Origin of the sequence: Shewanella alkalitolerans (genome assembly GCF_019457575.1) — a bacterium.
GTDB classification, from domain to species: Bacteria; Pseudomonadota; Gammaproteobacteria; order Enterobacterales; family Shewanellaceae; genus Shewanella; species Shewanella loihica.
The window spans coordinates 842,839-855,269 of the sequence record NZ_CP080422.1 but is presented as its reverse complement, the minus strand read 5'-3'; the positions used below and the strand labels follow the sequence as shown (position 1 = coordinate 855,269).

Here is a 12,431-nt window from a genome sequence, read left to right as displayed (position 1 = left end):
CCACCTAGGTCACTATCGTTTGGACAGATTTTGATACCGACAACCGGGGCGCGAACTCCTTGCGACCCGACTATCGGCGGTTTCTTATAATACTAATTATTTTTTACTTATTCGCCGCGGCTTTCCAGCATAGCCACAGCAGGCAGTTCCTTACCTTCCAGGAACTCCAGGAAGGCGCCACCACCGGTAGAGATGTAAGAGACCTTATCGGCGATGTCGTACTTGTCGACCGCCGCCAGGGTGTCACCACCGCCCGCGATAGAGAAGGCAGAAGAGTCGGCGATCGCCTGAGCGATACGCTTGGTGCCTTCACCGAACTGGTCGAACTCGAACACACCTACCGGGCCGTTCCAGACTATGGTGCCGGCGTTCTTGAGGATCTCGGCCAGGGCCTCGGCGCTATCAGGGCCGATGTCGAAGATCATATCTTCATCCGCCACCTGATCGACCGCCTTGAGGGTCGCGCTCGCCGTTGGGCTGAACTCGCTCGCCACGACGACGTCGGTCGGTACAGGGATGTCGCCGCCACGGCTCTGGGCATTGGCTACCAATCGCTTGGCTTCATCGATTAGGTCCGCTTCATAGAGCGACTTACCTACGTTATGACCGGCTGCGGCGATGAAGGTGTTGGCGATACCGCCACCCACGACGAGCTGATCGACAATACCAGAGAGGCTCTCGAGTACAGTCAGCTTGGTCGACACCTTAGAACCGCCTACGATGGCCACCAGCGGACGCGCCGGATTGTCCATCGCCTTACCCAGGGCTTCCAGCTCACCGGCTAAAAGTGGACCGGCACAGGCCACAGGGGCGTACAGGCCAACACCGTGAGTCGATGCCTGGGCGCGGTGTGCGGTGCCGAAGGCGTCCATCACATACACGTCACACAGGGCAGCCAGTTTCTTGGCCAGCGCCTCGTCGTTCTTCTTCTCGCCCACGTTGAAGCGCACGTTCTCGAACACCACGACTTCACCGACATTGGCTTCTACGCCGTCCAGGTAGTCTTTAGCCAGGCGTACCGGGCAATCCAACGCCTTCTCCAGGTAATCCACAACAGGCTGCATAGAGAACTCGCTGTTGTACTCGCCTTCGGTCGGACGACCCAGGTGAGACATCACCATCACGGCCGCGCCTTTCTCCAGCGCCAGCTTGATGGTTGGCAGAGAGGCACGCAGACGCGCATCGCTGGTGACCACACCATTGCTGACCGGGACATTGAGGTCTTCACGGATAAGCACGCGCTTGCCCTGAAGATCTAACGCTGACATATTGATAATCGCCATTTCACGTTTCCTTAAGTTTAAAGTTAAAAATAAAAGTTAAAGCAAAACTGGGCTACCCACCGCCGGGACGCTTCACCGGCCATAGGTTAAAATCTTTAAAATCAGGCTCTAACGGCCTTTATCATCTCTAAACTGGTGTCCAACATACGGTTGGCAAAGCCCCACTCGTTGTCACACCACAACAGCAACTTCACCAGATGGCCGTCGCTCACCCGGGTCTGGGTGCCATCGACGATACTGGATCTGGGATCATGATTAAAATCGCACGATACCAATGGCGCATTAGTATAGCCCACAACCCCTTGGTATGAGCCATTTGCCGCCTGAGATAATACCTGGTTCACTGTATCGATATCGACACGTTTATCTAAGGTGACCGATAAGTCAATTGCAGTCACATTAATTGTCGGCACGCGCACAGATATCGCCTCGAACTTATCCTTCATCTCGGGCAAGATCCGCTCGATCCCTCTGGCCAGCTTGGTATCTACCGGAATGATCGACTGCCCCGCGGCACGGGTGCGTCTAAGGTCGTCATGATAGGCATCGATCACCTGCTGATCGTTCATCGCCGAGTGGATGGTGGTGATGGCGCCGCTGCGCACCTTAAAGGCGCGGTCCAGCACCTGGATAATGGGCACTAGGCAGTTGGTGGTGCAGGAGGCGTTAGAGACCACCTTATGTTCGGCCTTAAGATCTTGATGATTCACGCCGTAGACGATTGTGGCGTCTACGTCGCCGGATGAGGGATGGCTGATCAGAACCTGTTTGGCGCCCGCCCTGATATGGGCCTCACAGGCCTGGCGGTCGATGAGGGCGCCCGTGGCCTCGAACACGATATCGATATCCAGGGATTGCCAGGGGAGCTTCTCGGCATCGGCCTCATGGAGCAATTGGATACGGTCATCCCCTATGGTCATCACATTGGCGTCGAGTGACGCGGGAGACTGAAAACGACCATGGGTAGTATCGTATTGGGTCAGATGAAGCATGGCTTCGGGGTTGGCGAGTTCATTAATGGCGACAATCTGGATCTGATCCCGCTTGCCTGACTCATAGAGAGCACGAAGAATCGAGCGACCGATACGGCCATAACCATTAATAGCAACTTTAATCATTAAGTGCTTCTACTCCTAACACCGTCCTGAGATAGGCTTTCTTGATGCGACAACGGCCTATCGTTATCGATAAGCCGAGTCATCATGGCATAGAGCAACTGCTTGCCCTATGCCCTTTTGCAGGCGCTAGGCCTTAGAGAATAGCGCTTGCCTTGGCAACCACATTCTCAACGGTGAAGCCGAAGTGCTTCATCAGCGCGCCGCCTGGAGCAGACTCACCGAAGGTGGTCATGCCAACGATGGCGCCGTCGAAACCGACATACTTGTGCCAGTAATCGACGTGAGCCGCTTCGATGGCCACACGCTTAGTGACTGACTTAGGCAGTACAGACTCTTTGTAGTCAGCGTCTTGCGCGTCAAACACGTCGGTAGATGGCATAGAGACCACGCGTACCGCCTTACCTTGCTCGGTCAGCGCCTTAGCCGAATCCAGTGCCAGCTGCACCTCACTACCGGTTGCGATCAGGATTAGATCTGGCGTGCCGGCGCAATCTTGCAACACATAAGCACCTTTGGCGATGTTAGCCAGTTGCTCTTCGCTGCGTGGCTGTGCAGGCAGACCCTGACGGCTGAATACCAGTGAAGTCGGCGCGTTACGACGCTCGATAGCCATCTTCCAAGCTACGGCAGTTTCCGCCGCATCACATGGACGCCATACCATCATGTTTGGTGTCATGCGCAGGTTAGCCAGCTGCTCAACCGGTTGGTGAGTCGGGCCATCTTCACCCTGACCGATAGAGTCGTGGGTGTAAACGAAGATGTTTTGAATGCCCATCAGCGCAGACATACGTACCGCGTTACGCGCATATTCCATAAACATCATGAAGGTCGCGCCATAGTTGATGAAACCACCGTGCAGCGACACACCGTTCATGATGCCGCTCATACCGAACTCACGCACACCGTAGTAGATGTAGTTACCGGCTGGATCTTCCTGGATGCCCTTAGAACCAGACCATAGGGTCAGGTTAGAACCGGCCAGGTCAGCCGAGCCGCCGAGCAGTTCAGGCAGGATAGCACCGAAGGCCGCGATAGCGTTTTGTGATGCCTTACGGCTGGCGATGTTCTCGCCCTTCTCTTGACACTCTTTGATGAAGGTCTGTGCCTTCTCTTCGAAATCGGCTGGCAGTTCGCCAGTGATCACGCGGCGCTTATATTCAGCAGCCAGTTCTGGGTAAGCGGCTTCATAGGCAGCAAGCTTCTCGTTCCAGCTAGATTCGTTGGCCGCGCCCACTTCTTTAGCATCCCAACCCGCGTAAACGTCTGCAGGGATCTCAAATGGACCGTGTTCCCAACCCAGGAATTCACGAGCCGCCGCAATTTCAGCATCGCCCAGTGGTGCGCCGTGACAGTCGTGGCTGCCAGACTTGTTTGGTGAACCGAAACCGATAATGGTCTTGCAGCAGATCATAGTTGGCTTATCGGTAACTGACTTGGCTTCTTCGATTGCTTTGCGGATAGCATCGCTGTCGTGGCCATCGACACCGGCAATCACATGCCAGCCGTAAGATTCGAAACGCTTGGCGGTATCGTCGGTGAACCAGCCTTCGACGTGACCGTCGATAGAGATGCCGTTGTCATCCCAGAAAGCAATCAGCTTGCCAAGACCTAAGGTACCCGCCAATGAACAGGCCTCGTGAGAGATACCTTCCATCAGACAGCCGTCACCCAGGAAGCAGTAGGTGTAGTGGTCAACGATATCATGGCCAGGACGGTTAAATTGTGCCGCCAGAGTCTTCTCGGCAATCGCCATACCTACGGCGTTGCTGATACCCGCGCCCAGTGGACCTGTAGTGGTTTCAACACCTGGGGTGTAACCATATTCAGGGTGACCCGGCGTCTTAGAGTGCAGCTGACGGAAGTTCTTCAGCTCATCCATCGGCAGTGCATAACCCGTCAGGTGAAGCAGAGAGTAAATCAGCATAGAGCCGTGGCCGTTTGAAAGGATGAAACGGTCGCGGTCGACCCACTCTGGGTTGTTCGGGTTGTGCTTCAGGAAATCATTCCACAACACTTCGGCGATATCGGCCATTCCCAATGGCGCACCTGGGTGACCAGAGTTGGCTTTCTGAACGGCATCCATACTTAACACACGGATAGCGTTTGCGAGTTCTTTACGAGATGACATGCTCTCTCCTGCTGATTTGAATGTTGGGGATTTTGCGGGCCGATTTTGCGGGCAACAATGGGGGCATATTTTCCCCTACTCGTGGATGGGACGCAAATAAAATTCGCCCTTTAGCTTAGATTAAATCCATCTAGACGCGAAAAAGTGCACCTCAGTGACACTCAAGATGACCCCAGGCAAAACCTCGCCTGGCCGCTAATACCTCGAGCCCAGACCTCGAGCCCAGACCTCGCCCGAATTTGCGAGCATAAGAGTGAGCAGGCAGACCCGACTCGCCGCGATCTTCATCTAACTGGCCGGAGCGATCCTTTGGCAATAAAAAATCGCGGCCTTATAACAACAATAAAAATTCAACATTAACAATATTTTAAGTTGCACTTTTATTTAAACTCATCCGAAGCATTAGAATATTTACCCGGTTTTACTCCACAATTTTCATCGAAAAGGGTGTCATCCGATCTGATTTCCACTAAAATGGCCGTCTAGATGTAGATACTTCTACACATTCAAATTGTTTAAAGACGAGATTTTTCCATTATGGCAAAGCACTTGTTTACCTCTGAGTCGGTCTCAGAAGGTCATCCAGATAAAATCGCCGATCAAATTTCTGATGCGGTACTCGACGCGATCTTAGAGCAAGATCCTAAGGCACGTGTGGCGTGTGAAACATACGTCAAAACCGGCATGGTGATGGTAGGTGGTGAGGTGACCACTTCTGCATGGGTCGATATTGAAGAGCTAACCCGTAAGACGGTTCGCGAGATCGGCTACACCCACTCAGACATGGGCTTCGATGCCGACTCTTGTGCGGTACTCAACGCCATTGGTAAGCAGTCTCCAGACATCAACCAGGGTGTCGATCGCGCCGATCCTAAAGAGCAAGGCGCCGGCGACCAGGGCCTGATGTTCGGTTACGCCAGCAACGAAACTGACGTCCTCATGCCAGCCCCTATCACCTATGCTCACGCATTGGTGAAGCGTCAGTCTGAAGTGCGTAAAGACAACACCTTGCCTTGGTTACGTCCAGATGCCAAGAGCCAGGTGACCTTCGCCTACGAAGACAACAAGATCGTCGGCATCGACGCCGTGGTTCTCTCTACCCAGCACTGCGATAGCGTCAGCCAGTCTGATCTGATCGAAGGTGTGATGGAAACCATCATCAAGCCTGTGCTACCGGCACAGTGGTTGAACAAGGAGACCAAGTTCTTCATCAACCCAACCGGCCGTTTCGTTATCGGTGGCCCTATGGGTGACTGTGGTCTGACGGGTCGTAAGATTATCGTCGACACCTACGGCGGCATGGCTCGTCACGGCGGCGGCGCATTCTCGGGTAAAGACCCATCAAAAGTTGACCGCAGCGCGGCCTATGCGGCCCGTTATGTGGCAAAGAACATAGTGGCTGCCGGTCTGGCGGATCGCTGTGAGATCCAAGTTTCTTACGCTATCGGTGTGGCCGAGCCAACCTCTATCAGCGTCGAAACCTTCGGCACAGGCAAGGTCTCTGAAGAAGTGCTTATCGGCCTGGTTCGTCAACACTTCGATCTGCGCCCTTACGGCCTGACCGAAATGCTCGACCTGGCCCGTCCTATCTACAAGGCAACTGCGGCTTACGGTCACTTCGGTCGTAACGAGTTCCCTTGGGAGCGCACCGACAAGGCTGAAGCGCTGCGCGCAGACGCTAAGCTGTAAGATTGGTTTTGCCAGTCAGCAAAAAGCCGCCCTTTGGCGGCTTTTTTGTATCTTGGTCAATGAGATATATTAATTGCGACTAGAGATATCATTGCCAGTAGAGAATCGCTTCTCAAGATACAGGCTCACCATGCTGAAGAGCATGATGCCGACCCCATCGGCCATTAGGTCATAGCCATCGAAGGTGCGACTGGGAAAATACTGCTGACTGCACTCCTCGATGATCACCACAAGCGCCACCACCACAGCCCCCAGATAGGGTCTCATTCCCCAACACGACTGCCGCCCTAAAGAAAGTCGCCCGACAGAGACGCGCCTGAAGTTGCTGCCAACATTGGCAAACAGGGTAAGGGTGCCAAACAGCAGCATATGCCCCAGCTTATCGCCATAGGGCAAAGAGTGGGCCAGCTCAAACAAGGGGTTAGTGCGCCCGGCATCGGCGCTGACGATCAGCCAGACCAGGAAACCACTGAATAACACGCCCAGCAGGGCAAAGGTTCTCACCATCACAAACGACTCATCCTTGACATATTGCCTCCATTTCTCTGTTTCAATATCTTCAATCCCGGCTAACAATGATCGAAATGGGCATACTGCATGCACATGAAACTCAGCTGCTGCGCATTTAACAGTGGCACCTCAACCTTACTGGCCGTCGCCAACTGCGTCTCTGATGGCGGCGTCATAGGCCTTATCTCGGCGCTGTAGGCATTACTAAAGCCGCAATCAAACCAGCCTTCGTCCCACTTGGCGACGTAGACCGCGCGGGGCTCACCGCTGAGCTCGAGACACTCGCAGCTAAGCGCCGATTGGTCCGCCAAGGCTTTGAGCAGCTTGAGGTTATCCAGGGCGCTAAGGCTGACGCCAGCATAGGGCTCAAGCAGCTGGGCGAGACGCGGTGGGAAGCCTTGCATCTTGCTCTCGGCCATCTTGCTCTCATTCATGCCACTCTCGGTATTATTGCTCGTCATAAGGTCGCCCTCCCCTAGACAGCGCCTGCGGTATCGACCGCCAGCAGGTAGTAACCGCGGCCATCGAACTCGAAGAAGTCCAGCACCTGCATGCCCCCCTTCTGGGTGTGGGCGGCGAATGAACGTTCGTTCTCTTCGGCGATAAAGGTAACCATGTAGGAATATTGAGGTGCCACCTCTTTCTTGAGCTTGGCCACCAACTCGGCAAACAGGCCAGACCCCCTCTGGGACGGCGCTATCCAGATGGGACCATACTGACAGCTGTTGCTAACACTGATTATGCCCTTGCCCATCTCGAAACGGTCTATCTCGAAACGGCCTGCCTCGAGTCGCTTCAAGAGATAACGATACAGAGGCCAGTCACCGAAGAAAGGCCAGCGACCGGCGATCACATAGCCGACAATCTCACCGCCAACCTCGGCCAGCAGCAACCAATGATTCTGGATCAGCTTATCTAACTGCTGGCGACTAAAACTCTGGCCCGTCATCATGCCGCCGCGCTGATCTGGGGCAAGCTCGGCCTCCCACTGGTTCGCTTCCAGGGCGGCGATGGCATCAAGGTCGGCGCGGGTTGCCAGACGGATCACCATGACGGACTCACTATGCTGTGAAGAAACAAGAATATCCCCTTAAATCTTCGGGTTATTTGCAAAATAGCTAATCGACTACCACACTTAACACACCTGAAACACCAATAGGTTAGAGCCGATCATGCTGCCGGAAAACATTCACACGGGTGTGAGTATACTTGAAAACGATAACGCGCAAATCAACTTAGTCAGGTGGATGCATCAGTGCGAACTGATGAAACGCTATTTCGAAGCCGATGTCGCCTTTGTCGCCCAGCAGACCGACCTGGGTTTTGAGATCATCGTCAGCTCCATCAACGATACCCGCAGGTTTCTTTCCGGCACCCTGTATAACGAGAAATTCGAGCTCTTCACCCGCCTGTCCAACAGTCAACCCGAAGGGGTCAACCTGGATCTGAGCCGGGAGTCCAACGCCGAGCTTCCCAAAGATCTCGCCACCGCCAGCAGCATGCTATCCAGACCGATCCTCTGGCCCGACGGCACAGTGTTCGGCTGTCTGTGTGTGATCAATCCGGCTAGCAAGGAGACCGCCAGCACCAACGCCTTTATGCTGGAGCCCTTCCAGATCTTACTGCAACAGGACCTGGCACTCCTGTGTCAGAGCCAGCGCATCGAGTCGCTGTCGATGCGGGATCGCGACACGGGCATGCTCAATCACTATGGCTTCATCATGATGGCGCCGCGACAGCTCAACCTGGGCCGTCGCTTCGGTGCCCATGCCGGCATCCTCTTCTTCGAGCTCTACCCCAATCCGCCGCTGATCGACGAAATCGAGGACAAGCATATCCGCCTGCTGGGCAACATCATTCAGGACACCATACGCACCGCCGACATCGCCGCCCACTACAGCCACAGCCAGTTCGTGGTACTGGTGTTTGTGGATACCGAGCGGGATCTCAACCACATCAGCCACAGGGTCGAGAAACTGCTGCTACAACAAAACGATCGCCTCAAGTTGGATTCGGGCCACTCCTTCTTCGCCCCTGACTCCTCGGCCAAGCTGGCGCCCATGCTGGAGAAGGCCAAGCAGCAACTCAAGTCTCAGCAGAAAGATGATGAAATTGAGACTGAGGCCTAGTGCTAGAGGCTGGCGCTAGAAACTGGCATTAGAGGCAGGCTTTAGAAGTTAACTTCGAAAAACGAAAAAACAGATTTTGCTCGCAAAATTGAAAATTTACATTCTCACAACATATGATTTTTGAGTATGATGTAAATACTTTGTGTCGTCAGTCTTTCGGCTGACCCCACAGCAACTAGCGAGTTATGCAAATTAATAATAACAATAAGCGAGCACTACTATGCTATTAGAATGCGCCGATACCAGCCTTTGGCTCAGGGAAGCCGACCACCCCGCCATTACCCTGCCACGTTGGCAGCAACAAGTTGATCTACTTAATGAATTTTATCAGGCCCAGGCCAGCCTAGTGCTGCAGTTTATCGACGGCGAGTATCAGGTGGTCTGTAGTCGTCAGCACACGGATCTCAATCTCTATGCCGGCACTCAGTTTCATGATGCCAGCCTCACCCAGGCACTCAAGAACCACACCGCCTACGGCCTGCTGGATCTGACCAAGAGCCTAGATCCCAAGAGTCACCTGGCGCGCTTTAACAGCCTGCTAGCCCTCCCCCTCTACTGGTCAGACGGTCAACCCTTCGGCGTCATGCTGATCTGCGACAGCCAGCGCAGCAAACACTTTCAGCGACTCCTGCCCCTGATGGAAAACGCCAAGGCGCTGATCCAGGCAGAGCTCAAGCACCTGTTTTTGATGCAGCAGATTCAGATGATGTCGGTACAGGACGATCTCACCTGTATGCTCAACCCCTATGGCTTCAACCTGATGGCGCCAAGGCAGCTGAGCCTGAGTCGCCGCTTCGGCTCCCATGCGGGTATCGTCCTGTTGCAGGACATGACCTCCTATAAGGGAGTGATGGAACAGAGTCAGGGGCTGAGGCAGTTAGCCCGGGTGATACACCATAATATGCGTGACGCCGATGTATCGGCGCGCATCGAAGATGGCCTGTTTGCCATACTGGCCTTCGTCGACAGTCAGGCCAATCTCGAATCTCTCACCAAGCGATTGCTCAAGCAGATCGCCAAGGAAGAGATCAAGGCGGAGATCGCCATAGGCGTAAGCTTCTTCACCCCCACAACACATCTTGCCATCGAGCCCATGGTGGAGGCGGCGAGACAGAATCTACATGCCAACCGAGAGCTGAAACGGCAAGGCGGCGTAAAGGCCTAGGGCAAGTCAAATCTTAAGTTTTGCGCTAGCTCTCGCGCTGGCTCTCGCACTCAGATGCATCTTGGGGCTGATCCTGCGCCTTTGCCCATTGAAAAAAGAGCACTATGGGGAAAGGCGACATCATCACCAGCCCCAGGCCTATCAGGCTTGAAACCAAGAGTATCCCCTGGATCTGCTCGGTCCAGGAGGTCAGGCCATAGATCCCAAGGCCGGCAAGCACCATGGCGAGTCCCAACCAGTGGGCCAGTTTTAATCCTGTCATCATAGCTTCGTCTTTCCCCTTTCAGCAGAGCTTGTCGTCGGCACAGTTTGTCGTCAGCCTAGTTTGTCGTCGAAGCAGCTGGGCCAACAGTGGAAACAGCTTACCATGAACAAAATATCATGGAAAAACCCCGAATAAGGCTTTTTAATTAGGCGTAAGCTTGTCAAAATATCAGTCTCACAGAATTGGAAGTTTCCCCATGTTTAAGAAGTTTATGTTTATCGCCGGTACCTTGCTCGGCTTATCTGCCTGTCAAAGCGCATCCCTCACAGGCGGCGAGGATCTGGATATTTTAGGTAGCTGGCATATCGAGGCCGCCCAGGGTAAAGCCGTCATCGACTACAGCCCGGCCCAGCTGGTGTTTGCCGAAGATGGCGCATTGAGCGGCAACAACAGCTGTAACCAGTTCTTCGGCCAGTATCAGTTGGACGGTCAGGCCCTGAGCCTCTCCCCCGCCGGTAGCACGATGAAAGCCTGTGTTGATGCCTTGATGCAGCAGGAGCGCAATGTCATGCAGGCCATGTCTCAGGTCACCCAGGCCAAACTGGTCAAAGGCAAGTTGCTGCTCAGCGACGCTGACGGCGAAACCCAGCTGGTCCTCAGCAAGCAGTAAGCGCTATTGCCGACATAAAAAAACCGCCTGATTGGCGGTTTTTTTGTGTCGAAAACTCGGCTTGGCTATTTAAAACTAGCTATTTAACACTAGCTATCCAGGCGCTCTGCCAGTATCTGGCTCTGCTCGGCATCGGCGTTGTAGTGCTCGAGATCCAGCTCATCTTCAGACTTGGCGATCACTGTGGTAGCCACCAGATCCCCGGAAACGTTCACTACGGTACGCGCCATATCCAAGATACGGTCGATACCCGCGATGATCGCCACCCCTTCCAGCGGCAGGCCAACAGTGGTCAGCACTAGGGTCAACATCACCAGACCGGCACCCGGCACCCCGGCAGTGCCAATTGAGGCCAGGGTCGCGGTGAGAATGATGGTGATATAGTCGACCCAGGTGAGGTCGATCCCAAAAGCCTGGGCAACAAACAGCGCCGTGACCCCCTGATACAAGGCGGTGCCATCCATGTTGATGGTGGTGCCTAGGGGCAGCACGAAGCTTGAGATCTTCTTGTTGATCCCTAGGGATTCGCTGGCGCACTTCATGCTGGCAGGCAGGGTGCCGGCGCTGCTCGAGGTGGTATAGGCCACCGCCAGTGCGTTGCTGATCCCCTTGAAAAACTGCATGGGGTTGAGCTTAGCCACGAAAGTCAACACCAGGCTGTAGAAACCTATAATATGCAGGGCACAGCCGATATAAACCGCCAGAATCACCTTGATCAGCGGCATCAACATATCCATGCCATATTCACCGGCAACCCAGGCCATCAGGCCAAATACCCCATATGGCGCCAGCTTCATCACCATGTCGGTCAGCTTATACATGGCCTCGGCAAGGCTCTCGAACACCTTGATGGCCGGCTTACCATGGTCGCCGATCAACACCAGGGCGATACCCAGGGCCACCGCGAAGACGATCACCTGCAGGATCTGCCCGCTGGCCAGCGCCGCGATAGGATTGGTTGGCACTATGTTGATCAGTGTCTCCATGATAGAAGGCACCTCTTTCACCGCGTTGTGACTCTCTGCCGAGGTCATCGCCAGTCCGGCGCCGGGTTGCATGATATGACCCACGGCCAGACCGAGCGTGATGGCGATTGAGGTAGTGCCCAGATAGAAGGCAAAAGATTTAAAACCGATGCGGCCCATCTTGGCGGTGTCCTGCATAGAGGTCACCCCCACTATCAGGGAACAGAACACCAAGGGGACAATCAACATCTTGATGGTGTTGACAAAAAGCGTACCGATTGGTTTAAGCAGCACCGCCTGTTCGCCCAGGCCCAGGCCGGCGCAGATACCCAGCAGCATACCGATAAGGATTTGTAGCCACAGGGGCACAGACATCCAGCCAGACCAGGCACGGCCCAGCCAAGAAGAGGTTTGTTGACGCATCATTAATAACCTTGAATCGCGAGAGTGGTTTCGTCCTGCCGCCCTATGACAGAGGAGCCTGTCGCAACGGAGCAAGTAGCAACGCAGCAGACGGCAGACGCAAATGGGACGGGGATAATATCAGATAAACCTGGAGTAAGCTGTGA

12 protein-coding genes are annotated in these 12,431 nt (G+C 54.4%); 4 read left to right on the top strand and 8 right to left on the bottom strand.

Going from position 1 to position 12,431, the window contains the following annotated elements:
- Nucleotides 1-107: 107 nt before the first annotated feature.
- The 3 genes from K0J45_RS03850 to tkt all read right to left on the bottom strand — a co-directional run bounded on the left by K0J45_RS03850 (nucleotide 108) and on the right by tkt (nucleotide 4,529).
- A complete protein-coding gene (locus K0J45_RS03850; protein ID WP_011864560.1) occupies nucleotides 108-1,283 on the bottom strand; it encodes a phosphoglycerate kinase in 1,176 nt (391 codons plus the stop codon).
- Nucleotides 1,284-1,384: 101 nt separating this feature from the next.
- Nucleotides 1,385-2,401: an erythrose-4-phosphate dehydrogenase gene (gene epd, locus K0J45_RS03845; protein ID WP_144199445.1), complete on the bottom strand. Its 1,017-nt coding sequence runs from the start codon at nucleotides 2,399-2,401 to the stop codon at nucleotides 1,385-1,387.
- A gap of 133 nt (nucleotides 2,402-2,534) precedes the next feature.
- Nucleotides 2,535-4,529 (bottom strand): transketolase, encoded by a 1,995-nt coding sequence (gene tkt / locus K0J45_RS03840; RefSeq protein WP_220044324.1) that lies wholly within the window; start codon nucleotides 4,527-4,529, stop codon nucleotides 2,535-2,537.
- Nucleotides 4,530-5,066: 537 nt separating this feature from the next.
- Between tkt and metK the strand changes: the two genes are divergently transcribed.
- Nucleotides 5,067-6,218, top strand: coding sequence for a methionine adenosyltransferase (metK, locus tag K0J45_RS03835; protein ID WP_011864557.1), 1,152 nt, complete (start codon nucleotides 5,067-5,069; stop codon nucleotides 6,216-6,218).
- Between the two features lie 69 nt (nucleotides 6,219-6,287).
- Here metK and K0J45_RS03830 read toward each other — a convergent pair whose 3' ends face one another.
- The 3 genes from K0J45_RS03830 to K0J45_RS03820 form a co-directional block, all read right to left on the bottom strand.
- Nucleotides 6,288-6,725, bottom strand: a complete 438-nt coding sequence (locus K0J45_RS03830) for a VanZ family protein (RefSeq protein ID WP_220045212.1) — start codon at nucleotides 6,723-6,725, stop codon at nucleotides 6,288-6,290.
- Between the two features lie 62 nt (nucleotides 6,726-6,787).
- Nucleotides 6,788-7,189: a hypothetical protein gene (locus K0J45_RS03825; protein WP_220044323.1), complete on the bottom strand. Its 402-nt coding sequence runs from the start codon at nucleotides 7,187-7,189 to the stop codon at nucleotides 6,788-6,790.
- Nucleotides 7,190-7,203: 14 nt separating this feature from the next.
- The gene (locus K0J45_RS03820) at nucleotides 7,204-7,779 is read right to left on the bottom strand and encodes a GNAT family N-acetyltransferase (RefSeq protein WP_220044322.1); all 576 of its coding nucleotides are present in this window, start codon (nucleotides 7,777-7,779) and stop codon (nucleotides 7,204-7,206) included.
- Between the two features lie 121 nt (nucleotides 7,780-7,900).
- Here K0J45_RS03820 and K0J45_RS03815 point away from each other — a divergent pair, with 121 nt between their 5' ends.
- A complete protein-coding gene (locus K0J45_RS03815; RefSeq protein WP_220044320.1) occupies nucleotides 7,901-8,857 on the top strand; it encodes a nucleotidyl cyclase domain-containing protein in 957 nt (318 codons plus the stop codon).
- A 220-nt stretch (nucleotides 8,858-9,077) separates the two neighbouring features.
- Nucleotides 9,078-10,022: a GGDEF domain-containing protein gene (locus tag K0J45_RS03810; protein WP_220044319.1), complete on the top strand. Its 945-nt coding sequence runs from the start codon at nucleotides 9,078-9,080 to the stop codon at nucleotides 10,020-10,022.
- A 25-nt stretch (nucleotides 10,023-10,047) separates the two neighbouring features.
- On the opposite strand, the gene K0J45_RS03805 is transcribed toward K0J45_RS03810, so the two are convergent.
- Entirely contained in the window at nucleotides 10,048-10,287 is a 240-nt protein-coding gene (locus K0J45_RS03805) for a hypothetical protein (protein ID WP_220044317.1), read from the bottom strand.
- Between the two features lie 196 nt (nucleotides 10,288-10,483).
- On the opposite strand from K0J45_RS03805, the gene K0J45_RS03800 reads away from it, so the two are divergent.
- The gene (locus tag K0J45_RS03800) at nucleotides 10,484-10,897 is read left to right on the top strand and encodes an META domain-containing protein (RefSeq protein ID WP_220044316.1); all 414 of its coding nucleotides are present in this window, start codon (nucleotides 10,484-10,486) and stop codon (nucleotides 10,895-10,897) included.
- Between the two features lie 89 nt (nucleotides 10,898-10,986).
- Here the strand turns inward: K0J45_RS03800 and K0J45_RS03795 are convergent, their stop codons facing one another.
- A complete protein-coding gene (locus K0J45_RS03795; RefSeq protein WP_041406394.1) occupies nucleotides 10,987-12,285 on the bottom strand; it encodes a dicarboxylate/amino acid:cation symporter in 1,299 nt (432 codons plus the stop codon).
- Nucleotides 12,286-12,431 lie beyond the last annotated feature (146 nt).